We start from the raw sequence: 23,463 nt of genomic DNA, 5'->3' as shown, positions 1-23,463 counted from the left end.
CCGGCAGTTGCCGTCAGGCTTCCTGGAGGACTTCCTGGCATACATCGACCCACTGCGCATCCACCAGCTCGGCCATCCGTTGCGGGGCGATACGGACCGCGCTGTGCACCGCCCCGGCGGCCGGAAGCACTTCGTCGAAGGCTTGCAGCGAGACGTCGCAGTACACCGCCAGCGGCGTCGCCAGGCCGAACGGGCAGACTCCGCCGACCGGGTGCCCGGTCAGCTCGACCACGTCCTCGGCGCCGAGCATCTTCGCCTTGCCGCCGAAGGCGGCCTTGATCTTGCGGTTGTCCAGCCGCGCGTCGCCGCGCGCCACTACCAGTACGGTGCGCTCGCCGACCCGCAGCGACAGGGTCTTGGCGATCCGCCCCGGCTCCACGCCATGGGCCTCGGCGGCCAGGGCGACGGTGGCGGTGCTGGTTTCCAGCTCGATGATGCGCAGGTCCGGGGCTTTCTCGGCGAAGAACCGCCGGACGGATTCGAGGCTCATGGGGTGGGCTCCTTGGCGAAAACCCACGAACTTATGCAAGCGCGCCGAGGCTGTCCAGCGCCGCGCGCTCAGGCGAAGCGCACGCAGTAGATCGGCGGCAGGTTGGCGGAGAGCTGCTGCCAGTCCTCCCCGCCGTTCTCGCTGAGCCACAGGCCGCCGGTGGTCGAGCCCATGGCCAGGCGCTCGCCGCTGGGGTCGATGTCCAGGCCGTGGCGGTAGACCAGGTCGTAGGCCGGGCCATCGGGCAGGCCGCGCTCGAGGGTCTCGAAGCTGTGGCCACCGTCGCGGGTGCGGGTGACCACGAAACGGGCGTCCCTGGGAATGCGGCATTCGTCCTTGGTCGCCGGGACGAACCAGGCCGTGTCCGGCTGCCGCGGATGCACGGCGACGGCGAAGCCGAAGCTGGACGGCTCGGCGACCACGCCCTGCCAATGCAGGCCGCCGTCGCGGGAACGGAAGATGCCGTTGTGGTGCTGCACCCAGAGGAACTCCGGGCGCGCCTGGCACTGCACCAGGCGGTGCGGGTCCTGGATCGCCGCCTCCTCGCTCTGCTCCGGCGGCATGTAGTCGGCGCGCATGCCTCTGGTGGTGCAGGTCCAGCTGCGGCCGTCGTCGTGGCTCTGCCAGACGCCGCCGCAAGACACCGCGACGGTGAGGTGGCGACTGTCGCGTGGGTCGACGCAGATGGAATGGATGCCGGGATGGTCGTAGCCGCCGCCGAACCACTGGGCGCGTTCGGGTCGTTCCCAGAGTTCGCGGTTGAGGCGCCAGCTGGCGCCACGGTCGTCAGAGCGGAACAGGCCGCCGGGGATGGTCCCGGCCCACAGCGTGCCGGGCCGGTCGGCGCCGCCTGGCTCGAGGATCCACAACTGCTGTAGCGACCAGGGTGGCTCCGCCGCCTGGCCTTCCAGCGGTTCGGCCGCTGGCGGCTGCGGCGGATAGACCGGCACCGCGCATTCCTTCCAGTCCGTCGCGCCGGCGTCGCGACGCCACAGCTTGACGCCGAAATGGCCGAGATTCAGCGCCGCGTAGAGCGCGCCGTCGCGCGGGTCGGCGAGGAGCATGCTCAGCGGCTCGCCGAGGAAGTGGCTGGCCATCGGCAGCCACTGGCCCGCCGCGTTGCGCCGCAGCTCGAACAGGCCCTTGCGGGTGCCGACATAGAGTCGCTCGCTCACCGGATGTTCTCCTCTGTTGGTCAACCGCCGCTCAGCGCCTGCACCACGTAGATCTCGCTATCGTCTTGGAGCGGATCGCCCAATCCCCGGCGATCGCGGACCTGCACGCCATCGACGAACAGCGCCACATGCCGGCGCAGACTGCCCTGGTCGTCGAGCAGGTAGCCGCGCAAGCGAGGCTCGCGGGCGAAGGCCGCCTGCAAGGCGGAGGCGACGGTGGCGGCGCCGACGTCCAGCGCGGGCATGGCGACGTGCCGCTGGATGGCCGGGGCGAAGACGATACGGGGCATGCCGAGGCTCGCGGAAATGGCTCTGCCGGAACAGTGTAGAAGCCCTGCAGGCCACGGCTGGCGCGGCCCGCCCAGCGGTCGGCACACTCCGCAGCGACGCTCGTCGGCCATCCCGGCCGCTCGGCGCGGGCCTCCTATACTGCCCCGGCCAGCGAAAAAACCGCCGTCGCCTGTCGATCCGCCGGCCTGCCGTTCGACCAGTTCGGGAGGCGGGCCAGAACGGGCCGTCATTGCGCAGAACAACAAGGAGAACGCAGATGAGATTCATGGTGATCGTCAAGGCCACCCAGGCTTCCGAAGCCGGCGAGATGCCCAGCGAGGAACTGCTCGCGGCGATGGGCCGCTATAACGAGGAACTGGTCAAGGCCGGGGTGATGCTCGCCGGCGAAGGGCTACAGCCCAGCGCCAAGGGCGCCCGGGTGCGTTTCTCCGGCAACGCGCGGACGGTGATCGACGGCCCCTTCGCCGAGACCCGCGAGCTGATCGCCGGTTTCTGGATGTTCCAGGTGGCCTCCCTGGAAGAGGCCATCGAGTGGGTCAAGCGATGCCCGAACCCATTCGACGGCGAATCCGAGATCGAGATCCGCCAGGTCTTCGAGGCCGAGGACTTCGGCGAGGAGTTCACCCCGGAACTGCGCGAGCGCGAGGAGCGCCTGCGCGCCGAGCTGGAAAAACGCAACTGAACCGCCCCGCACTCCGCCAAGAACGAGGAAAGCGCCATGCAAATCGTCCCCTACCTGATCTTCAACGGTAATTGCCGGGAGGCCTTCAGCTGCTACCACCAGCACCTGGGCGGCACCCTGGAGGCCATGCTGCCGTTCGGCGACAGCCCCGAGTGCGGCGACATCCCGGCCGACTGGAAGGACAAGATCATGCACGCACGGCTGGTGGTCGGCAGCTTCGCCCTGATGGCCTCGGACAATCACCCGGCCTATCCCTACGAAGGCATCAAGGGCTGTTCCATCAGCCTTAACGTCGACAGCAAGGCCGAGGCCGAGCGCCTGTTCAACGCCCTCGCCGAGGGCGGCTCGGTCCAGATGCCGCTGGGCCCGACCTTCTGGGCGGCGAGCTTCGGCATGTTCACCGACCGCTTCGGCGTGGCCTGGATGGTCAACTGCGAGCAGGACCGGTAGCGTCCGCTACGCGGGCCCGCCGCCAGGTGAATCAGCGGCGGGCCCGCGTTCCACTGTGCGCGAGTCGCGATCGATAGACGCACTGCTGCGATAATATAGGTTGCATTTTAAAACCAAAATTCCTAGCCTCCGCTTTAGTTTCATATTGAAACCTTACGGAGCGCTTCGCATGCCATCCTCGCCATCCTCCCTCCCCTCCGCGCTGGTGCTGCTGTTCGCCGTCGCCTGCGGTCTCAGCGTGGCCAACGTCTATTACGCCCAGCCGCTGCTGGACGTCCTCGGTGCCGAGTTCGCCATCGGCCAGGCCGGGGTCGGCCTGCTGTTCGGCGCGACCCAGGCCGGTTGCGCCCTGGCGCTGCTGCTGGTGGTGCCGCTGGGCGACCTGCTGGAGCGGCGCCGGCTGATGTTCGTCCAGCTCCTGCTGCTGGTGCTGTCGCTGCTGCTGGTGGGCTTCGCCGGCGATACCCTCGGCCTGGCGCTGGGGCTGCTCGGACTGGGCCTGCTCGGCACCGCCATGACCCAGGGACTGCTGGCCTACGCCGCGGCGCTGGCGGCGCCTGGCGAGCGCGGGCGGGTGGTCGGCGCGGCGCAGGGCGGCGTGGTGATCGGCCTGCTGCTGGCGCGCAGCCTGGCCGGGCTGCTCGCCGACCTCGGCGGCTGGCGCAGCGTCTACCTGGTCTCGGCAGCGAGCATGGGCGGGCTCGGCCTGCTGCTCTGGCGGGTACTGCCGGCGGCGCCGAGCAACGAACTGGGGCTGACCTACCGGCAACTGCTCGGCTCGATGTTCGGCCTGCTGGCGAGCCAGCGCGTGCTGCAGGTGCGCGGCCTGCTCGGGCTGTTGATGTTCGCCGCCTTCGGGGTGTTCTGGAGCAGCCTGGTATTGCTGCTCGGCGCGCCGCCGCATTCGCTGTCGCACAGCGCCATCGGCGCCTTCGGCCTGGTCGGCGCGCTCGGCGCGCTGGGCGCGGCGCGGGCCGGCAGCCTGGCCGATCGCGGCCACGCCCAGGCGCTCAGCGGCGGCGCCCTGCTGCTGTTGCTGCTGTCCTGGCTGCCGCTCGCCCTCGGCGCGCATTCGCTGGCGGCGCTGATTCTCGGCGTGCTGCTGCTCGATCTCGCCGGCCAGGCGATCCATGTGCTCAACCAGAGCCTGGTCTTCGCCATCGACCCGCGCGCCCACAGCCGCCTGGTGGGTTGCTACATGCTGTTCTACGCCGCCGGCAGCGGCCTCGGCGCCAGCGCCGGCACCGCCATGTACGCCTGGGCCGGCTGGGACGCGGTGAGCCTGCTCGGCGCGGCGATCAGCCTGGCGGCCCTGGCGTTCTGGTGGTTCACCCGTGGCGTTGGCGGCGAAGCGCGTACGGCCTGCGCCAACGGCGCCTGAGCCGGCTTCAATCGAGTTCGCGCAGGCGCTGCTCGATGAAGCGCCGCTCCGGCTCCTGGCGCGCCAGGGCCAGCGCCGCGCGGTAGGCCTCGCGGGCCTCGCGGCGGCGACCGAGACGGCGGCAGAAGTCGGCACGCGCCGAGTGCGCCAGGTGGTAATCGGCCAGTTCACCTCGCGCCAGCAACGCATCGACCACGGCCAGCCCGACCTCGACGCCATCGCGCATGGCCAAGGCCACGGCGCGGTTGAGTTCGACCACCGGCGACGGCGCCAGGTACAGCAGCGCGTCGTAGAGGGCGACGATCCGTGCCCAGTCGGTGTCCTCGGCGCGCGGCGCCTGGGCATGCACCGCAACGATCGCCGCCTGCAGGGTGTAGGGCCCGACGCGGCGGCTGGCCAGGGCCCGCTCGACCAGGCCGAGCCCCTCGACGATCAGTCCACGATCCCACAGAGCGCGGTCCTGCTCGTCGAGCCGCACCAGTTCGCCGCTGGCCGAGATCCGCGCCTGGCGCCGCGAGTCGTGCAGCAACATCAGGGCGAGCAGGCCGAGGGCCTCGGGGTCGGGCAGCAGCTCGACCAGCAGGCGGCCGACGCGGATCGCCTCGCCGCTGAGATCGGCGCGGGTCAGGCTGGCGCCGGTGGAGGCCGAGTAGCCCTCGTTGAACACCAGGTAGATCACTTGCAGGACGTTGCCCAGCCGCTCGGGGAGTTCCTCCAGGGTCGGTACCTGGTAGGGAATCCGGGCCTCGCGGATCTTGTTCTTGGCCCGCACGATGCGTTGGGCGATGGCGCTGGGCGCGGCGAGGAAGGCGCGGGCGATCTCCTCGGTGCGCAGGTCGCAGACCTCGCGCAGGGTCAGCGCCACCTGTGCCTCGGGGGTCAGCGCCGGGTGGCAGCAGGTGAAGATCAGGCGTAGCCGGTCGTCTTCCACCGCATCGCCCTCCTCCGCCGGCGCCTCGGCCTGCTCTTCCAGTTGCTCGGCGAGCAGTCGCTGCGAGGCGTCGAAACGCGCTCGCCGGCGCAGGTTGTCGATGGCCTTGAAGCGCCCAGCGGAAACCAGCCAGGCGCGCGGGTTGCGCGGGATACCGTCGCGCGGCCACTGCTCGACGGCGGCGATGAAGGCGTCGTGCAAGGCCTCCTCGGCCAGCTCGAAATCGCCGAGCAGGCGGATAAGGGTCGCCAGCACGCGCCGCGACTCCTCGCGGTACAGCGCCTCGATGCGGCTGCGCAACGGCTCGCCGTGCTCCCTCAATGGCTGGCCTGCGCATGGCAGCAGGCGCTTTTCGGCGCCTCGTCGTAGCGGTCGTGGTGACGCAGCCAGTCCATGATCGCGTCCTCGTTGCGCCCCTTGGGCGTCAGGTCGAGGAAGTTGTAGGTGGTGAGCAGGATGTCGAGGCCGCGCGCATAGGCCGAATAGGTGTGGAACACCTCGCCCGCCGGATTGCGCAGGAACACGCTGGCACCCGGCATTTCCTCGCCGGCGTCGGGGGTCGGCTGGTAGTTGTAGTCGACGCTGCCGGCGGCCAGTTGCGCCTTGTCGAAGGACACCCCGAAGTCACGGTTGAAATCGCTGCCGTACGAGGAGTACCAGTCGAAACGCCAGCCCATGCGCCGGCGGAACGCCTGGAACTCTTCCAGGGGCGCGCGCGATACCGCCACCAGGCTGACGTCGTGGTGCGCCAGGTGCCGGTTGGCGCCGTCGATGTGGTCGGCGAGGAACGAACAGCCGACGCAGCCTTCGCTCCAGCCCGGCGCGAACATGAAGTGGTAGACGATTAGCTGGCTATTGCCGCCGAACAACTCGGCCAGCGAACGCTCACCGCGCTCGCCCTGGAAGCGGTAGTCCTTGTCCACCCTGACCCAGGGCAGTTCGCGTCGTTCGGCGGCGACCTGGTCGCGCAGGCGGGTGAGTTGCTTTTCCCGCGCCAGCAGGCGGCGACGGGCGTCCAGCCATTGTTCCCGGTTGCTCACCGGGTGGTCCTGCAAAGAAGGATTCATTGCCGATTCTCCACGGAAATTCTCGGTTTTCCAGCCTGCCCGGGGTCGTTCCGCCAGCGGCGCCGGCGCCCGGTCGCCAGGGCGAAGCCGGCCAGCGAAGCGCCGCCGGCGCACACCAGGGACAGGGATGCGATGCACAGGGGGCACATGCTTCACCTCCGGCGCCGGGCGCCCTCACTCCCATTCCTTGACCGGTCGCACCTCGACGCAGCCGAGCCGTCCCGGCGGAATCTTCGCGGCGATCTGCAGGGCCTGGTTGAGGTCACGCGCCTCGATCAGGTAGAAGCCGCCGAGTTGCTCCTTGGTCTCGGCGAACGGCCCGTCGGTCATCGCCAGCCGCCCGCCCTGGTGGCGCAGGGTGGTGGCGGTCTGCACCGACTGCAGGGCGTGCGAGGCGATGTAGTGGCCGGCCTTGCCCAACTGGTCGGAGTAGGTCATGCACTCGTCGACGATGGCGGCAAGCTCCTCGGCCGGCACGGCGGCCAGCTTCGCTTCGTCGAAATAGATCAGGCAGAGGTATTTCATGGCGGTGGGCTCCTGGTGCGGATCGACGATCCGTTCGTTCGGTAGTCGCCCGGCGAGGGCGCCTTTCGACAGTGGCGGGGAAAAAAGCCCGCGGCGCGGACGAACGGTCGGCGCTCGCCGTGGAACGCCGCCGACCGCAGCACAAGCCTAGACCCGCCCGACCACCGGGCGCGGGCCGTCGGTCAGGGCTGACGCGGTGCGTAGGGATTCAGGCGGGGATCGCGCAGCGGGCTTTCCCGGGTCGGCCCGGGATCGTCCTGGCGCAGGCGGAGACTGCCGTTGCCGATCTTCAAGCCGTCCTTGGTCGTCGCCTCCCCGTCGGCGCTGGCCGCGTCGCTACCCGGCAGGTCCGGCTCGGCGGCCTCCGGTTGCGGCTGTGGCGCGCTGCCCATGGGCAACGGCGCGACCGGCGGCGCGGCGGGCAACGCTGCCGGCAGCTCGTCCGGCAGGGGCGCGGCGAGGGTCGGTTGGCCCAGGCCGGCGAGCACCATGGCCAGGAGCAGGAAAAGCACACGCGACATGACAAAGCCTCGATAGGCCTCGGGACTTCCACCATAGCCGCGCAACGGCCCCGGCGAGCGAAGTACGGACCGGTGGCATCGCGCATTGGAAAAAGGGAATTCCTGGAATTGTTCGATAGGACCCTGGCCACCTCCGTCAGCTGTCAATCGACTTTTCGAACAACGCGCCCGCCCCCTATTAGAACAGCGCAAAAAAACTCGATCAAAAGTACAGCCTGGGCATGAGGTCGCGGATATAACCTGAAATCGAATTGCGCCCCGGCGTAGTTGCTCCGGTAACACTTCGCAGACGCAGGAGTCGAACGCCACCGAAAAGAAGATAGCACTTGCCAGAGAAACTTCCGCAGGTCCCAACGAACATCCCGGCACGCACTCGCCTCGCCATCTTTCTTCCATTCAAAGACCCGCCCACATGTAAATGAGTGGAGTAGCCAATGACGCTATTGGATATCGAAAAGCTGCTGGACATGACTCACCACATGTCGGTGCACATTCCCATCGAACTGATCATTTCCTGGGAGCAGAGCGAAGAGGCCTGGAGTGTGAAAGACAACTGTCTCAACTTCGTCTATGTCAATCGTCGCTATACCGAACTGATCACCCCGCGGTTCGGCCAGAAGAACTCCCTGCTGTCCCCCTTCAGTGCCAGCATCGAAGAGCACGACAAGCTGGTCATCCAGACCGGCAAGCGCATCGAGGCCCTGGCGCTGCTCAGGCCGGACGACCATCCGGCGCCCTGCTGCCTGTACTTCGAGCGCATGCCGCTGTATGACCGGCGCGGCAACCGCACCGGGGTGATCGCCCATGCCAAGACCCTGACCTCGGTCGCCCCGCGCGGCTTCATCGCCACCGACGGCATCGGTACCTTCACCTTCACGCCCCCCTCGGAGTTGTTCACCTCGCGCGAATGGGACGTGATCTACCTGCTGCTTTCCGGTCTCTCGGAAAAAGAAATAGCCGAACAGATCAGCCGCTCCCTGAGTACCGTCAAGTTTCACAAGAGCAACATCTTCCAGAAGGTCGGTTGCAGTTGCATCGGCGCCTTCAAGGCACTCGCCCGGCAAAAGAAGTGGAACTTCTATATCCCGCCGACCTTCGCCAGCGCCAAGTACATCATCAATCACTAGTCGCGCCTCGCGAGAGCCTTCGGCGTGCCGGGCGACGCTTTTGCCGGCGAAACCGAGCGGTTCGAATGGACAAGGACAACAGCATGTCTCGAAACAATCCTTCGCGTCATTCAATACTCGTCACTTCCAACATAAACGCGGCCAATGATGCGAATCGTCTTTCCGAGCTTTGTCGACAACTGGAAATACGCGGCTATCGGCTCTTCCAGGCGCCAAGCCGCAAGGTCGCCCTGGATTTTCTCGGCAACGCCGCGCACCCCGCCGGCATCCTCCTGCTCGTCGCGGAGCCGACAGGCGAGAACGAAGCCGCACAATTGGCGGCGCTCGATGAACTCCGCCAGGTCGCGCCGTCCATCCCGCTGTTCCTGTTGTTTCGTCAACTGCGCATCGAGCAGTTGTCCAGCCAGCTACTGGACGAGGTCCAGGGATGCTTCAACCTGGCCGCCGGCCCCGCACGCTTCATCGCCGAGCGCATCGACAGCGACCTGCGCGAATGGCGCGCCCCGGCGGGCCCCAGGCGGCTGCGCGACTATGCCCCGCCGGTCCCGCGCACGCCGGTGAGCGCCCGCTACAACGGCCGCGCACGCCTCGACCTGGCGCCGGCCAAGCAGTGGCGGATCGGCTCGGGGAGCACCGCGGAGCGCCTGGCGACACCGCTGAACGACCTCTCCACGGCCTACCGCAAGACGTCCGCGGGAGCCCCGGCGGCGCACGCCGGCGACATCGCCGAGGCCTTTCGCCGGGCGCTCTGGGAAGCCGCCGCGCGGCTCGCCAGGGAGGATGGCGATACGTGGTTCTTCGAGATACTGCGGGGCAACCCGGGGCCTGGCATCGAGGCCGGCCGGGAGACGCCGGCGAAGCGCTGGCACGGGCTCGCCGAGACACTCGACAGCAGTCCTCGGCTGGACCCGCTGCGCGTCGCCCTGAGCGCCCCCGGCCTCGATTCGCGCGGTCGCCCGGCCAGCTTCGGAGTACCCGCCGCGGTGGTCTGCCGCTACCTGCGCCGGCACGGCATCGCCCCGTTGCGCACCGGCGACTATCGCTTCCTGCTGCTGTTTCCCCAGGGCGCCAGGGCGGAACACGCGCAGCCGCTGGTGGACAGGCTGTGCGAATTCAAACGCCGGCACGACGACGATGCGCCGCTGAAGCAGGTGTTGCCGGAGTTGCTCGACAGCTCGCCGCTGTACCGCTACATCGGCCTGCGCGAACTCTGCGCGATGATCCACGAAGCCAGCCTGCGGCTGCACCTGACCGCCCTCGCCGACGCCGCCGCCAGGACTGCCGGCCACGCCGCGCTGGCGCCGGCCACGGTCTATGGGCACCTGGTCAGGGACGAAACCGAAGCGGTGGCGATCGACAGGCTCGGCGGCCGTGTGGTCGCCAGCCTGGTCGGCGTCCATCCGGCGGCCACGCCGCTGCTATTGCCCGGCGAACGGGTGGCCGAGGAATCGCCGGCGCTGATCGACTACCTGCTGGCCTTGCAGGCCTTCGGCGAGCACTTTCCCGGTTTCGCTCCCGAGTTGCAGGGCATCGAGATCGATGAGCGCGGCCGCTACCGGGTCCGTTGCGTCAGGCCGGCCGCCCTCGCCCGCGGCTCCGGCCTGCGCCTGGCCACGCGCCGGCCGGACTGAGGCGCGCCGTTCAGCGCAGCGCCTTGCTCAACTGGCCACGGTGCTTGAGTTCCAGGCGCTGGACGAAGGCCTGGAGGATGCGCCGGTAGAGTTCGTCGCCGAGCTGGCCGTCCTCGACGCCGGCATCGATATTCGGGTTGTCGTTGACCTCGATGACCAGCACCTTGTCGCCGGCCTGCTTCAGGTCCACCCCGTAGAGGCCGTCGCCGATCCGCCCGGCGGCCTCCAGGGCCAGCTCCAGCACCGCCGGCGGCACCTGCTCCAGCGGCACGGCGCGGCACTCGCCGTTGACGTCCTGGCCGTCGGCCTTGTGGTTGTAGATCTGCCAGTGGCCGCGCGACATGAAGTACTGGCAGGCGTACAGCGGTTGGCGGTCGAGCACGCCGATGCGCCAGTCGTACTCGGTGTAGAAGAACTCCTGGGCCAGCAACAGGACCGAGCGCTCGAACAGCTCGCTCGCCGCCGCCAGCAGTTCGCTGTCGTCGTTGACCTTGACCACGCCACGGGAGAAGCAGCCATCGGGAATCTTCAGCACCAGCGGGAAGCCCAGGCGCCGGGCCACCCGCTGCCAGTCCTGCGGGCGTTCCTTGTAGAGGATCTCGGTGAGCGGCATGCCCAGTTGCCGGCAACCAAGCAGGTCGGCCAGGTAAACCTTGTTGGTGCAGCGCAGGATCGATGCCGGGTCGTCCATCACCACCAGGCCTTCGCGCTCGGCCTTCTCGGCGAAGCGATAGGTATGGTGGTCGACCCGGGTGGTCTCGCGGATCAGCAGGGCGTCGAACTCGGCCAGGCGCGCGTAGTCCTTGCGTCCGATCAGTTCGACGTCGATGCCGAGGCTGGCGCCGACCCGTACGAAGTTGGCCAGCGCCTGCGGGTTGGACGGCGGCAGCGCTTCGTCGGGATCGTGGAGGATCGCCATGTCGTAGCGTGCCACCCGCCGCGAACGCGGCATGCGCCAGGCGCGCCGGCTGAAACCGTCGAGAGCGTCGGCGAAAACGTCCTCCTGGTCGCTGCGCAGGCGGTTCAGCACGCCAGGGCGCACGCCCTCGATATGCCAGCCCTGCTGGCGACGGAACTCCACCAGCAGGATCGGACAGGGAAAGGCTTCGAACAACTGGCGGGCGAGGTCGGCCAGCGGCTCGAACTCGGTATGGCCGAAATACAGGGTCAGGGTGAAGCCGTCGGTGGCGCCATAGGGCGTACGGCACAGCGCCTTGTCCAGGGCCTTGTCGAGGCCACCCAGGGCCAGCCCGTACACCGACTTGCGAGCCAGTTCGCTGATGCAGCGCAGCGACGGGATCACCCGGTGGCCACGGGCCTCGGCCAGCAGCGAACAGTAGTAGCCGAGGCCGAGGTACTTGTAGCCGCGGCACAGGTTGATCACCTGCACGCGGCGGCCGCCGTGGTCGCGCGCCGATTGCTCGAGGTATTCCTGGGCGGTGAGTACTTCCTCGCTGGGCAGGTAGGAGGCCCAGTCCTCGCGTCGCTCGACGACGATCATCAGGCGGCTGCCGAGGTCGGCGAGAGCCGGCGGTCGGGGTTGCTCGACGAGGGTCATGCGGAGCGACCCGTCGAGGGTGGCTAACGAGGCTGCTGACATGAGTGGCGGTATCCTCTGAATGACGGTACCTGCCGTTCTAGACCTGCCGGCGCCTCCTGTCGCGCCTCGTTACGCAAGCTTTACGAGCGCCGCCGCCAGACGCCGGCGCGGCAACCGGCCAGGGCCGCCGGGCACCGCGCCGCGAGTGCCGAGGAGCATTTTTACGCTGGCGTTGCGCGCTCGTCAGGCCAGGCTGTCGAGCACCCCGCCGTCGACCCGCAGGGCCGCGCCGGTGGTCGCCGAGGCCTGGGTCGAGCAGGTGTAGACCACCAGGTTGGCGACTTCCTCGGGCGTCGCCAGGCGCTGGATGATCGAACTGGAACGGTGCTGCCGGACAAAGGCGGTGCCGGCCTCTTCTATGCTCTGCCCGGCTTTCTGCGCATCCTCGCGGAGCATCTCGGCGACGCCTTCGGTGAGGGTCGGTCCGGGCAGCACCGCATTCACCGTCACCCCGGTGCCGGCCAGGCGCTTGGCCAGGCCGCGCGACACCGAGAGGTTGGCGGTCTTGCTGAAGCCGTAGTGGATCATGTCCGCCGGGATGTTCAACGCCGATTCCGAAGACAGGAACACCACTCGCCCCCAACCGCGCTCGACCATTCCCGGGACGTAGGCGCGGGCCAGGCGCACCCCGGACATCACGTTGACCTCGAAGAAGCGGCTCCACTCGGCGTCCTCGATGTCGAAGAAGTCCTTCAGCTCGAAGATGCCCAGGTTGTTGACCAGGATGTCCGCCTTCGGCTCGGCCGCAACGAAAGCCGCGCAGCCTTCCGCCGTGCCCAGGTCGCCGGCGACGCCGCGCACCCTGGCATCCGGCTGGCCGTTCCGGATCGCCGCGATCGCACGGTCCACCGCCGCCTGGCTACGTCCGTTGACCACCACGGTGGCGCCGGCGGCGGCGAGGCCGCTGGCGATGGCGAAGCCGATGCCGGCGGTGGAACCGCTGACGATTGCCAGTTTGTCGCTCAGATCGATCTGCATGGGAGTCTCCTGTCGAGTGACGAACCGCTCAGGAACGCGGCTCGGGGAACAGACGACAGCCTAGACCAGCCAGCGTTCCGTGCTCGTTCCTGGCCTCAGAGACGCAGGCCGAGGTTGATCATCGCCGCCGAATTGCCGAGCAGCACCAGCTCGCTGCCCAGCGGGCCGAAGCGAACGCCCACCGAGGGGATGATCGCCGGCGCGACGCCGAAGCGGTTCAGCGGGATCTTGTCGCGGTATTCGCCGCGATAGCCCTGCAACAGGCCGCCGGTGAGCTTCAGGTAGACCGGGTAGCTGTCACTGTCGAAACGCTTGCCCAGGTAGGCGTAGTTGGAGCGCTGGCTGAACGAGTTGCGGAAGGTCGCACCGCCGGCCAGCACGCCATCGGCGCGGTTGTATTCGAGGCCGAGCAGGTCCTGGTGATTGTTGTGTTCAGGATCCGGGTTGAAATGCCGGGTGTAGACGCTGGTCTGCAGGTACCAGAAGTCGCCGTCGTCGGCAGCCCAGGCAGGTGCGGCGAGCACGGCCAGCAGGCTGAGGATGAGATAGCGCATGTGGACTCCAGGCGGCCGTCGCCAGGGAAGGAAGGCAAGACGTGACGGCTTGCGCCTCGCAGCGTGAATTCTGCTGAACCCGGCCTGAATCGGGCCTGAACGAAGCCTGAACAATTTCTGAACGAACCGTCAGAAAACCCCGGAATGGCTCAAGAACGGACCTCGGCGAAACGTTCGGAAAACCGAACGCCATGCCCCGAAAATATTCGGAAGAGCGGACGAAAGGCCATTTCGGGGCATTTTCATCCAAATTTAATTTCTTTTACTTTCAAACGGTTAGGCTAAAAAAAACCGGATTTCATAAGCTGGCATGCATCCTGCCACTACACTGTTCGGCAAGCACGATACTCTCGTGGCTTCCCCCGCCGGGGAAAACCGCGAAACACCCTGTCCCGGAGAGGCCAGGCGCTCGCGGCTCAATAAAAATCAAAACAAGTCGAGGAAGAAATTCATGCGTATCGCTCCCAGTCTGCTGAGCACCGCCATCGTGGCCGCTCTGTTGTCCGCTCCGGTCGTCGCTGACGAGCTCACCGGCACGCTGAAGAAGATCAAGGAAACCGGCACCATCACCCTCGGTCACCGTGACGCTTCGATTCCCTTCTCCTACCTCGGCACCGAGCCGGGCAAGCCGATCGGCTACTCCCACGACCTGCAACTGAAAGTGGTCGAGGCGGTGAAGAAGGAACTCAACCTCCCCGAGCTGAAGGTCCGCTATAACCTGGTCACCTCGCAGACCCGCATCCCGCTGGTGCAGAACGGCACCGTGGACATCGAGTGCGGCTCCACCACCAACAACGAAGAGCGCCAGAAGCAGGTCGACTTCTCCGTCGGCATCTTCGAGGTCGGCACCCGCCTGCTGTCGAAGAAGACCGCCAACATCAAGGACTTCGACGACCTCAAGGGCAAGAACGTGGTGACCACCGCCGGCACCACCTCCGAGCGCCTGCTCAAGGCCATGAACGCGGACAAGAAGATGGGCATGAACATCATCTCCGCCAAGGACCACGGCGAGTCCTTCATGATGCTCGAATCCGGCCGCGCGGTGGCCTTCATGATGGACGACGCGCTGCTCTACGGCGAAATGGCCAAGGCCAAGAAGCCGGACGACTGGGTCGTCGGCGGCACCCCGCAGTCCTTCGAGATCTACGGCTGCATGGTGCGCAAGGGCGACGCGGCGTTCAAGAAAGTGGTCGACAAGGCCATCACCGATACCTACGCCTCCGGCGAGGTCAACAAGATCTACGACAAGTGGTTCACCCAGCCGATCCCGCCGAAGGGCCTGAACCTCAACTTCCCCATGAGCGAAGAGCTGAAGAAGCTGATCGCCAGCCCGACCGACAAGGCCGCCGAGCAGATGTAACGAGCGCCTGGCGTTCCTCCCGGAGCGCCAGCGCTTCGCGCGTCGCCCCCGCCTCGCGGCGGGGCCTCGGGGACGCGGGAGGGGCCTGCCCCTCCCCAGCCGTCTCCCCCGGAAGAGCAGCGCCGCCGGCCCGCACGGCCGCGCCGGCGCCTGCCTTCCCCGCCAGTGTCTGCAACCGATTGAACCGAGGGGAAACCCCAACATGAATTACAACTGGGACTGGGGCGTGTTCTTCAAGTCCACCGGGATCGGCAGCGAAACCTACCTCGACTGGTACATCGCCGGTCTGGGCTGGACCATCGCCATCGCCCTGGTCGGCTGGATCATCGCCCTGGCGCTGGGCTCGCTGCTCGGCGTCATGCGCACCGTGCCGAACCGCCTGGTATCGGGGATCGCCACCGCCTACGTGGAAATCTTCCGCAACGTGCCGCTGCTGGTGCAGCTGTTCATCTGGTACTTCCTGGTACCCGACCTGCTGCCCGAGGGCCTGCAGACCTGGTTCAAGCAGGACCTCAACCCGACTACCTCGGCCTACCTCAGCGTGGTCGTCTGCCTCGGCCTGTTCACCGCCGCGCGGGTCTGCGAGCAGGTGCGCACCGGCATCCAGGCGCTGCCCTACGGGCAGACCTCGGCGGCCCGCGCGATGGGCTTCCGCCTGCCGCAGATCTACCGCCACGTGCTGCTGCCGCAGGCCTTCCGGATCATCATCCCGCCGCTGACCTCGGAGTTCCTCAACATCTTCAAGAACTCCTCGGTGGCGTCGCTGATCGGCCTGATGGAGCTGCTGGCGCAGACCAAGCAGACTGCCGAGTTCTCCGCCAATCTGTTCGAGGCCTTCACCCTGGCCACGCTGATCTACTTCACGCTGAACATGAGCCTGATGCTGATCATGCGCCTGGTGGAGAGAAAGGTCGCCGTACCGGGCCTGATCTCCGTAGGAGGTAAATGATGGACTTCAGTGGAATCGTTCCCGCCCTGCCGAGCCTCTGGGAAGGCATGCTGATGACCCTCAAGCTGATGGTCCTCGGCGTCCTCGGCGGCGTCGCGCTGGGTACCGTGCTGGCGCTGATGCGGCTGTCGCACAGCAAGTTGCTGTCGAACATCGCCGGCTTCTACGTCAACTACTTCCGCTCGATCCCGCTGCTGCTGGTGATCACCTGGTTCTACTTCGCGGTGCCCTTCATCCTGCGCTGGATCACCGGCGAGGACACCCCGGTGGGGGCGTTCACCTCCTGCCTGGTGGCCTTCATGATGTTCGAGGCGGCCTACTACTGCGAGATCGTCCGCGCCGGCATCCAGGCCATCCCGAAAGGCCAGATGGGCGCCGCCCAGGCACTGGGCATGACCTACGGGCAGACCATGCGCCTGGTGATCCTGCCGCAGGCGTTCCGCAAGATGACCCCGCTGCTGCTGCAACAGAGCATCATCCTGTTCCAGGACACCTCGCTGGTCTATACCGTCGGCCTGATGGACTTCCTCAATTCGGCCCGTTCGCGCGGCGACATCATCGGCCAGGCCAACGAGTTCCTGATTTTCGCCGGCCTGGTCTACTTCGTCGTAAGCTTCACCGCCTCGTTCGCCGTCAAACGTCTGCAGAAAAGGTTAACCGTATGATTTCCATCAAGAATGTCAGCAAGTGGTATGGCGACTTCCAGGTCCTGACCGACTGCTCCACCGAGGTTGCGAAAGGCGAAGTGGTGGTGGTCTGCGGGCCGTCGGGCTCGGGCAAGTCGACCCTGATCAAGTGCGTCAACGCACTGGAACCCTTCCAGAAGGGCGACATCGTCGTCGACGGCACCTCCATCGCCGATCCGAAGACCAACCTGCCCAAGCTGCGCTCGCGGGTCGGCATGGTGTTCCAGCATTTCGAGCTGTTTCCCCACCTGAGCATCACCGAGAACCTGACCATCGCGCAGATCAAGGTACTCGGCCGCAGCAAGGAAGAAGCCACCAAGAAGGGCCTGGCCCTGCTCGAGCGTGTCGGTCTCAAGGAGCACGCGCACAAGCACCCCGGCCAGCTCTCCGGCGGCCAGCAGCAGCGCGTGGCGATCGCCCGCGCGCTGGCGATGGACCCGGTGGTGATGCTGTTCGACGAGCCGACCTCGGCGCTCGACCCGGAAATGGTCAACGAAGTGCTCGACGTGATGGTCCAGCTGGCCCACGAAGGCATGACCATGATGTGCGTGACCCACGAGATGGGCTTCGCGCGCAAGGTCGCCAACCGGGTGATCTTCATGGACCGCGGGCAGATCGTGGAAGACTGCGAGAAGGAGGAGTTCTTCGGCGACGTCAGCGCCCGCTCCGAACGTGCCCAGCAGTTCCTCGCCAAGATCCTCCCGCACTGATGTACCCGCCCTCGCCGGCCCGCCCGGCGGGGGCCTGCTCCACCCTCGCCTGCGATAACAATAAATAGGGAAAGCCCATGCAACCTGTGCTCTTCAGAACCCTGTCCCTCGGCGTCGCCATTGCCGCCGCATCCTCCTCGGCCTTCGCCGCCACGCTCGACGGCGGCGCCGTCGCCGCGCCCGACGAGTACGGCGCCAAGGTCGCCGCGCAGATCCTCAAGGCCGGCGGCAACGCGGTGGACGCCGCGGTGGCCACCGCCTTCACCCTGGCGGTCACCTACCCCGAGGCCGGCAACATCGGCGGCGGCGGCTTCATGACCCTGTACATGGACGGCAAGCCGTACTTCCTCGACTACCGCGAGGTGGCGCCGAAGGCCGCGAGCAAGACCATGTACCTGGACGACAAGGGCGAGGTGATCGAGAACCTCAGCCTGGTCGGCGCCAAGGCCGCTGGCGTGCCGGGCACCGTGATGGGCCTCTGGGAAGCCCACAAGCGGTTCGGCAAGCTGCCCTGGAGCGAGCTGCTGACCCCGGCCATCGGCTACGCGCAAAAGGGCTTCAAGGTCGCCGACAAGCAGTTCCAGTACCGCCAGGACGCCGTCGCCCTGTTCAACGGCAAGACCAACTTCGGCGACTACTTCGGCCACATGAAGGCCGGCGAGGCGTTCCTCCAGCCGGACCTGGCGAAGACCCTGGAGCGTATCGCCGACAAGGGCCCGGACGAGTTCTACAAAGGCCATACCGCCGACCTGCTGGTGGCACAGATGCAGCAGGACAAGGGACTGATCACCCACCAGGACCTCGCCGACTACAAGGTCAGGTGGCGCGAACCGATGCGCGTCGACTGGCAGGGCAACACGCTCTATACCGCGCCGCTGCCAAGCTCCGGCGGGATCGCCCTGGCCCAGTTGCTGGGCATCAAGGAAAACCGTGCCGCCGACTTCAAGGGCGTCGAGCTGAACTCCGCGCGCTACATCCACCTGCTGGCGGAGATCGAGAAACGCGTGTTCGCCGACCGCGCCGACTACCTCGGCGACCCGGACTTCTCCAAGGTCCCGGTGGCGCGCCTGACCGATCCGGCATACCTGAAGCAGCGTGCCGCCGAGGTCAATCCGACGGCGATCTCGCCGACCGAGAAGGTCCGTCCCGGCCTGGAGCCGCACCAGACCACGCACTTCTCCATCGTCGACGCCGACGGCAACGCGGTGAGCAACACCTACACCCTCAACTGGGACTTCGGCAGCGGCGTGGTGGTCAAGGGCGCTGGCTTCCTGCTCAACGACGAGATGGACGACTTTAGCGCCAAACCGGGCGTGGCCAACGCCTTCGGCGTGGTCGGCAGCGACGCCAACGCCATCGAGCCGGGCAAGCGCATGCTCTCCTCGATGAGCCCGAGCATCGTCACCCGCGACGGCAAGGTCAGCCTGGTGGTCGGCACTCCCGGCGGCTCGCGGATCTTCACCTCGATCTTCCAGGTGCTGAACAACATCTACGACTTCCACCTGCCGCTGGAGAAGGCCGTGGCCGCGCAGCGCGTGCACCACCAGTTGCTGCCCAAGGACACGATCTACTACGACGCCTACGCGCCGCTCGCCGGCAAGGTCGCCGAGGAGCTGAAGGCGATGGGCTACACCCTGGAGGACCAGGGCTGGAACATGGGCGATATCCAGGCCATCCGCGTCGACGGCAAGGCCCTGGAGACCGCCTCCGATCCCCGTGGCCGCGGCGTCGGCCTGGTGGTGAAACCCTGACAGGACGGCGGGCGGCCCGCCGCCCGCGCCTGATTGCGTGCAACGACGATAACCCTACCAACCTACCGACACGAGATATCGCCATGAAGCCATTGCTCCACGCGTTCGCCCCCGGTGTTATGGCCCTGATGCTCCTGCTGCCGCAGGCCGCCCAGGCCAAGGAAGTCGCACCGCAACAGAAACTGTCCAACGTGGTCATCCTGGCCACCGGCGGCACCATCGCCGGCGCCGGCGCCAGCGCCGCCAACAGCGCCACCTACACCGCCGCCAAGGTGCCGGTCGACCAGTTGCTGGCCAGCGTGCCGCAGCTCAAGGACATCGCCAACGTCCGCGGCGAACAGGTGTTCCAGATCGCCTCGGAAAGCTTCACCAACGAGAACCTGCTGGAACTGGGCAAGACCGTCGCCAAGCTGGCCGATAGCGACGACGTCGACGGCATCGTGATCACCCACGGTACCGACACCCTGGAAGAGACCGCCTACTTCCTGACCCTGGTCGAGCACACCGAGAAGCCTATCGTGGTGGTCGGCTCGATGCGCCCGGGCACCGCGATGTCCGCCGACGGCATGCTCAACCTGTACAACGCCGTGGCGGTGGCCGGCGACAAGTCGGCACGCGGCAAGGGCGTGCTGATCACCATGAACGACGAGATCCTCTCCGGCCGCGACGCGAGCAAGATGGTCAACATCAAGACCGAAGCGTTCAAGAGCCCGTGGGGCCCGCTGGGCATGGTGGTCGAGGGCAAGAGCTACTGGTTCCGCGCACCGGTGAAGCGGCACACGGTGAACTCCGAGTTCGACATCAAGCAGATCTCCGCGCTGGCTCCGGTGGAAATCGCCTACAGCTACGGCAACGTCAGCGACACCGCCTACAAGGCCCTGGCCCAGGCGGGCGCCAAGGCGATCATCCATGCCGGCACCGGCAACGGCTCGGTGCCCGCGCGCGTGGTGCCGACCCTGCAGGAACTGCGCAAGCAGGGCGTGCAGATCATCCGCTCCTCGCACGTCAATGCCGGCGGCTTCGTCCTGCGCAACGCCGAGCAGCCGGACGACAAGAACGACTGGATCGTCGCCCACGACCTGAACCCGCAGAAGGCGCGCATCCTGGCCGCGGTCGCGATGACCAAGACCCAGGACAGCAAGGAGCTGCAACGGATCTTCTGGGAATACTGAGTGAACCCTTCCGGCGCCGCCTGCCGGCCGTGCCGGAAAACCGCCCGCTCCGCCGCCCATCGTGGCGGCGGGCTGGCCTAGCCGCGACGACTGTGATGGAATCCCCCGACCCGCCCTGCAGCGTACCTCCGTCACTGACCGTGAAGCCCCGCCTCGTCCGCCAGTTGCTGCTCCCCATTCCCCTGCTCCTGCTGATGCTCGGCTTCGGCTACGGCGGCTACCGGATCAGCGAGAGCGCCGGCATCCGTGCCCTCGCCGAGAATGGCGAACGCCAGCTGGAGCTGCATGCACGGACGGTCGAGAGCGAGATCAGCAAGTACACCTACCTGCCCAGCCTGCTGGAGCTGGAGCGCAGCGTCAGTCACCTGCTCACCGACCCGACGCCATACCGGCGCAACCAGGTCAACGCCTACCTCGAAGGCCTCAACCGCCGCGCCGGCAGCCGCGCGGTGTACCTGCTGGACACCAACGGCCGGGTCCTGGCCACCAGCAACTGGAGCGACCCGGACAGCTACCTCGGCGAGGACCTGTCGTTCCGCGCCTACTGGCAGGACGCGATGAAGGGCAAGCCGGGCCGCTTCTACGGCATCGGCAGCACCCGCGGCGAGCCGGGCTACTACCTGGCCCACGGCCTGGTCCACGGCGGCCGGATCATCGGCGTGGCGGTGGTCAAGGTGAAGATGGACGCCCTCGAGGAGCGCTGGGAGAAGGCGCGCCTGGAAGCCTTCGTCAGCGACGAGAACGGCATCATCATCCTCTCCAGCAACCCTGCCCTGCGCCTGAAGGCGGTGCGCTCCCTGAGCGCCGACGACAAGGAGCGCCTGGCGCGCAGCATGCAGTACTACTGGTGGGCGCTGAACGAGTGGCAGCCGCTGCTGCGCGAGCCGCTGGCCGCCGGAGTGGAGAAGCTCAGTTTCCCCGCCGATGAGCAGCACCCGCGCGGCGAAGCGGTCACCTACCTGGCGCAGACCCGCGCGCTGAATGACACGCCGTGGAACCTGACCCTGCTCAGCCCGCTGGAAGACCTGCGCCGCGACGCGGTGCGCAACGGCATGCTGGCCGCCATCGGTTTCGCCCTCCTGGCATTCCTGCTGATCGCCTGGAACGAGCGGCGCAAGGTACTCGCCACCCGCCTCGCCGCGCGCGAGGCGCTGCAACGGGCCAACGGCGAGCTGGAAGTGAAGATCGCCGAACGCACCGCCGACCTGCAGGCCAGCAACGCACGCCTGACCGCCGAGATCCACGAGCGCCAGCAGGCCGAGGACACCCTGCGCAAGGCCCAGGACGAACTGGTCCAGGCCGGCAAGCTGGCGGTGATCGGGCAGATGTCCACCAGCATCGCCCACGAACTCAACCAACCACTGGCGGCGCTGCGTACGCTGTCCGGCAACACCGTGCGCTTCCTCCAGCGCGGCAAACTGGAGACCGCCAGCACCAACCTCGCCACCATCAATGAACTGGTCGACCGCATGGGCCGCATCACCGCCAGCCTGCGTGCCTTCGCCCGGCGCAGCGACGACGCCGGCCAGGCCAGCCTGGCCAAGGCGGTGGACGCGGCGCTGCTGATCCTGCACGGGCGCCTGGAGCAGGACCCGCCGACCCTGCACCGGCATTTCGACGATGTGCGCCTGGGCATCGACCAGACCCGCCTGGAGCAGATCCTGGTCAACCTGCTGGCCAACGCCCTCGACGCCATGAGCGGGCAGGCCGACCGCCAGCTCTGGCTGGAAGGCCGGCGCGAGGAGGAGCGCTACGTCCTGCGCGTGCGCGACAACGGCCCCGGTATCCCGCCGGCGGCGCGCGTCCACCTGTTCGAACCCTTCTTCACCACCAAGCCCGGCGAACATGGCCTGGGCCTCGGCCTGACCCTCTCGGCCAGCCTGGCCACCGCCGCCGGCGGCAGCCTCAGCGTGCAGCACCCCGAAAGCGGCGGAACCGCCTTCGAGCTGAGCCTGTCCCTGGTTCCCGATTCCCCGACTGCGAGTCCCGCCCGATGAACGAGCCGCTTTCCGTCCTGATCGTCGAAGACGATCCGCATGTCTTGCTCGGCTGCCAGCAGGCGCTGGAGCTGGAGGACATCCCCTGCATCGGCGTCGGCAGCGCCGAGGAGGCGCTGCAACGGGTCGACCGCGACTTCGCCGGCATCGTCGTCAGCGACATCCGCCTGCCCGGCATCGATGGCCTGACCCTGCTGGAGCGTCTCAAGTCCCTCGACCCGAGCCTGCCGGTGGTGCTGATCACCGGTCACGGCGACATCTCCATGGCGGTACAGGCGATGCACGCCGGTGCCTACGACTTCATGGAGAAGCCCTTCTCTCCGGAACGCCTGGTCGAGGTCGCCCGCCGCGCCCTGGAGCAGCGCGGGCTGGCCCGCGAGGTCAGCGCGCTGCGTCGCCAGTTGGCCGGCCGCCAGGACCTGGCGCAACGGATCATCGGCCGCTCGCCGGCGATCCAGGCGTTGCGCGAGCTGATCGCCAACGTCGGCGACACCTCGGCCAACGTGCTGATCCTCGGCGAGACCGGCACCGGCAAGGAGCTGGTGGCGCGTTGCCTCCACGACTATAGCCGGCGCCACCAGCATGCCTTCGTCGCGCTGAACTGCGGCGGCCTGCCGGAGAACCTGTTCGACAGCGAGATATTCGGCCACGAGGCGCACGCCTTCACCGGTGCCAACAAGCGGCGGATCGGCAAGATCGAGCATGCCAACGGCGGCACGCTGTTCCTCGACGAGATCGAGAGCATGCCGGTCAACCTGCAGATCAAGCTGCTGCGGGTGTTGCAGGAACACACCCTGGAACGCCTCGGCTCGAACCAGTCGATCCCGGTGGACTGCCGGGTGATCGCGGCGACCAAGGCAGACCTCGCCGCCATGGGCAAGAGCGGCCAGTTCCGCAGCGACCTCTACTACCGGCTCAACGTGGTGAGCCTGGAACTGCCGGCGCTGCGCGACCGCCGCGAGGACATCCTGCTGCTCTTCGAACACTTCCTCCAGCAGTCCTCGCTGCGCTTCGACCGCCCCGCGCCGGAACTCGACCGTGCCACCGTGGCCAGCCTGATGGCCCACGACTGGCCGGGCAACGTACGCGAACTGCGCAACGTCGCCGAACGCTTCGCCCTCGGCCTGCCGGTGTTCAACAAGGGCGGCCAGGCCGTACAGACCGGCGGCCCGCGCTTCGCCGAAGCGGTGGAGGCATTCGAGAAGGCCCTGCTCGGCGACGCCCTGGCCCGCCACCACGGCAACCTGACCCAGGCCAGCCAGGACCTGGGCATGGCCAAGACCACACTGTTCGACAAGGTGAAGAAGTACGGCCTGCAATAGGCCGGGGGCCCTCTTCGCCCTGCCCGCCTGGCGCAGGGCGCGATGCTTCATCCGACATTTCTCACCCGCCAGCGATTCCGCTCGGCGGATAACGCCGGGGGCGTTATTCGCCC

General features: G+C 67.5%; 23 protein-coding genes. 13 read left to right on the top strand and 10 right to left on the bottom strand.

The annotated features are described in order from the left end of the window. Positions 1 to 13 precede the first annotated feature (13 nt). The 3 genes from HMPREF3014_RS06490 to HMPREF3014_RS06480 all read right to left on the bottom strand — a co-directional run bounded on the left by HMPREF3014_RS06490 (position 14) and on the right by HMPREF3014_RS06480 (position 1,955). Positions 14 to 490: a YbaK/EbsC family protein gene (locus HMPREF3014_RS06490; RefSeq protein ID WP_003086914.1), complete on the bottom strand. Its 477-nt coding sequence runs from the start codon at positions 488 to 490 to the stop codon at positions 14 to 16. Between the two features lie 68 nt (positions 491 to 558). Next, the gene (locus tag HMPREF3014_RS06485) at positions 559 to 1,665 is read right to left on the bottom strand and encodes a WD40/YVTN/BNR-like repeat-containing protein (protein ID WP_003123007.1); all 1,107 of its coding nucleotides are present in this window, start codon (positions 1,663 to 1,665) and stop codon (positions 559 to 561) included. A gap of 20 nt (positions 1,666 to 1,685) precedes the next feature. Beyond that, positions 1,686 to 1,955 (bottom strand): MoaD/ThiS family protein, encoded by a 270-nt coding sequence (locus HMPREF3014_RS06480; protein WP_003106812.1) that lies wholly within the window; start codon positions 1,953 to 1,955, stop codon positions 1,686 to 1,688. Between the two features lie 257 nt (positions 1,956 to 2,212). On the opposite strand from HMPREF3014_RS06480, the gene HMPREF3014_RS06475 reads away from it, so the two are divergent. The 3 genes from HMPREF3014_RS06475 to HMPREF3014_RS06465 all read left to right on the top strand — a co-directional run bounded on the left by HMPREF3014_RS06475 (position 2,213) and on the right by HMPREF3014_RS06465 (position 4,469). Continuing rightward, positions 2,213 to 2,638, top strand: coding sequence for a YciI family protein (locus HMPREF3014_RS06475; protein WP_003086910.1), 426 nt, complete (start codon positions 2,213 to 2,215; stop codon positions 2,636 to 2,638). 36 nt (positions 2,639 to 2,674) lie between these two features. Then, positions 2,675 to 3,088 (top strand): VOC family protein, encoded by a 414-nt coding sequence (locus HMPREF3014_RS06470; protein WP_003082839.1) that lies wholly within the window; start codon positions 2,675 to 2,677, stop codon positions 3,086 to 3,088. A gap of 169 nt (positions 3,089 to 3,257) precedes the next feature. After that, on the top strand, positions 3,258 to 4,469 hold the full coding sequence (locus tag HMPREF3014_RS06465; protein WP_016253673.1) for an MFS transporter: 1,212 nt from the start codon (positions 3,258 to 3,260) through the stop codon (positions 4,467 to 4,469). Positions 4,470 to 4,476: 7 nt separating this feature from the next. On the opposite strand, the gene HMPREF3014_RS06460 is transcribed toward HMPREF3014_RS06465, so the two are convergent. The 4 genes from HMPREF3014_RS06460 to HMPREF3014_RS34780 form a co-directional block, all read right to left on the bottom strand. Beyond that, on the bottom strand, positions 4,477 to 5,700 hold the full coding sequence (locus HMPREF3014_RS06460) for an RNA polymerase sigma factor (RefSeq protein WP_003082803.1): 1,224 nt from the start codon (positions 5,698 to 5,700) through the stop codon (positions 4,477 to 4,479). Positions 5,701 to 5,717: 17 nt separating this feature from the next. Next, on the bottom strand, positions 5,718 to 6,467 hold the full coding sequence (locus HMPREF3014_RS06455) for a DUF899 domain-containing protein (RefSeq protein WP_003107663.1): 750 nt from the start codon (positions 6,465 to 6,467) through the stop codon (positions 5,718 to 5,720). A 174-nt stretch (positions 6,468 to 6,641) separates the two neighbouring features. After that, on the bottom strand, positions 6,642 to 6,992 hold the full coding sequence (locus HMPREF3014_RS06450; protein ID WP_003082795.1) for a YciI family protein: 351 nt from the start codon (positions 6,990 to 6,992) through the stop codon (positions 6,642 to 6,644). 182 nt (positions 6,993 to 7,174) lie between these two features. Continuing rightward, positions 7,175 to 7,513, bottom strand: coding sequence for a hypothetical protein (locus HMPREF3014_RS34780; RefSeq protein WP_003112384.1), 339 nt, complete (start codon positions 7,511 to 7,513; stop codon positions 7,175 to 7,177). A 434-nt stretch (positions 7,514 to 7,947) separates the two neighbouring features. On the opposite strand from HMPREF3014_RS34780, the gene HMPREF3014_RS06440 reads away from it, so the two are divergent. Next, positions 7,948 to 8,640, top strand: a complete 693-nt coding sequence (locus HMPREF3014_RS06440; RefSeq protein WP_003082787.1) for a helix-turn-helix transcriptional regulator — start codon at positions 7,948 to 7,950, stop codon at positions 8,638 to 8,640. Between the two features lie 65 nt (positions 8,641 to 8,705). Further along, a complete protein-coding gene (locus tag HMPREF3014_RS06435; protein ID WP_017002034.1) occupies positions 8,706 to 10,271 on the top strand; it encodes an aminotransferase class I/II-fold pyridoxal phosphate-dependent enzyme in 1,566 nt (521 codons plus the stop codon). Between the two features lie 10 nt (positions 10,272 to 10,281). On the opposite strand, the gene HMPREF3014_RS06430 is transcribed toward HMPREF3014_RS06435, so the two are convergent. The 3 genes from HMPREF3014_RS06430 to pagP all read right to left on the bottom strand — a co-directional run bounded on the left by HMPREF3014_RS06430 (position 10,282) and on the right by pagP (position 13,403). Continuing rightward, positions 10,282 to 11,871, bottom strand: a complete 1,590-nt coding sequence (locus HMPREF3014_RS06430) for a RimK family protein (RefSeq protein ID WP_023087633.1) — start codon at positions 11,869 to 11,871, stop codon at positions 10,282 to 10,284. A gap of 183 nt (positions 11,872 to 12,054) precedes the next feature. Further along, positions 12,055 to 12,849, bottom strand: coding sequence for an SDR family NAD(P)-dependent oxidoreductase (locus HMPREF3014_RS06425; protein WP_003082773.1), 795 nt, complete (start codon positions 12,847 to 12,849; stop codon positions 12,055 to 12,057). Between the two features lie 95 nt (positions 12,850 to 12,944). After that, positions 12,945 to 13,403 (bottom strand): palmitoyltransferase PagP, encoded by a 459-nt coding sequence (gene pagP, locus HMPREF3014_RS06420; RefSeq protein WP_003082771.1) that lies wholly within the window; start codon positions 13,401 to 13,403, stop codon positions 12,945 to 12,947. A 451-nt stretch (positions 13,404 to 13,854) separates the two neighbouring features. On the opposite strand from pagP, the gene HMPREF3014_RS06415 reads away from it, so the two are divergent. The 8 genes from HMPREF3014_RS06415 (at position 13,855) to HMPREF3014_RS06380 (ending at position 23,350) form a co-directional block, all read left to right on the top strand. Next, positions 13,855 to 14,763, top strand: a complete 909-nt coding sequence (locus HMPREF3014_RS06415; protein ID WP_003082770.1) for a glutamate/aspartate ABC transporter substrate-binding protein — start codon at positions 13,855 to 13,857, stop codon at positions 14,761 to 14,763. A gap of 202 nt (positions 14,764 to 14,965) precedes the next feature. After that, positions 14,966 to 15,712 carry an amino acid ABC transporter permease gene (locus HMPREF3014_RS06410; protein ID WP_003082767.1) on the top strand — a complete coding sequence of 249 codons (747 nt, stop codon included), beginning with the start codon at positions 14,966 to 14,968 and terminating at the stop codon, positions 15,710 to 15,712. Beyond that, positions 15,709 to 16,377, top strand: a complete 669-nt coding sequence (locus tag HMPREF3014_RS06405; RefSeq protein WP_003082765.1) for an amino acid ABC transporter permease — start codon at positions 15,709 to 15,711, stop codon at positions 16,375 to 16,377. The genes HMPREF3014_RS06410 and HMPREF3014_RS06405 overlap by 4 nt, the downstream gene beginning before the upstream one ends. Further along, entirely contained in the window at positions 16,374 to 17,108 is a 735-nt protein-coding gene (locus HMPREF3014_RS06400; RefSeq protein ID WP_003082761.1) for an amino acid ABC transporter ATP-binding protein, read from the top strand. Before HMPREF3014_RS06405 ends, HMPREF3014_RS06400 begins: the two co-directional genes overlap by 4 nt. A 77-nt stretch (positions 17,109 to 17,185) precedes the next feature. Next, positions 17,186 to 18,859, top strand: a complete 1,674-nt coding sequence (gene ggt / locus HMPREF3014_RS06395) for a gamma-glutamyltransferase (protein ID WP_003086881.1) — start codon at positions 17,186 to 17,188, stop codon at positions 18,857 to 18,859. A gap of 83 nt (positions 18,860 to 18,942) precedes the next feature. After that, on the top strand, positions 18,943 to 20,031 hold the full coding sequence (locus tag HMPREF3014_RS06390) for an asparaginase (protein ID WP_003104093.1): 1,089 nt from the start codon (positions 18,943 to 18,945) through the stop codon (positions 20,029 to 20,031). 95 nt (positions 20,032 to 20,126) lie between these two features. Then, a complete protein-coding gene (locus tag HMPREF3014_RS06385) occupies positions 20,127 to 22,028 on the top strand; it encodes a sensor histidine kinase (RefSeq protein ID WP_003140368.1) in 1,902 nt (633 codons plus the stop codon). Continuing rightward, complete coding sequence (locus HMPREF3014_RS06380; RefSeq protein WP_003104097.1) at positions 22,025 to 23,350, top strand: two-component response regulator AauR; 1,326 nt, start codon at positions 22,025 to 22,027, stop codon at positions 23,348 to 23,350. The genes HMPREF3014_RS06385 and HMPREF3014_RS06380 overlap by 4 nt, the downstream gene beginning before the upstream one ends. Positions 23,351 to 23,463: the final 113 nt, after the last annotated feature.

The organism is Pseudomonas sp. HMSC065H01 (assembly GCF_001815235.1).
Taxonomy (GTDB): Bacteria; Pseudomonadota; Gammaproteobacteria; order Pseudomonadales; family Pseudomonadaceae; genus Pseudomonas; species Pseudomonas aeruginosa.
Note: the sequence above shows the minus strand (reverse complement) of the source record. Positions and strands in the feature narration are given on the sequence as shown.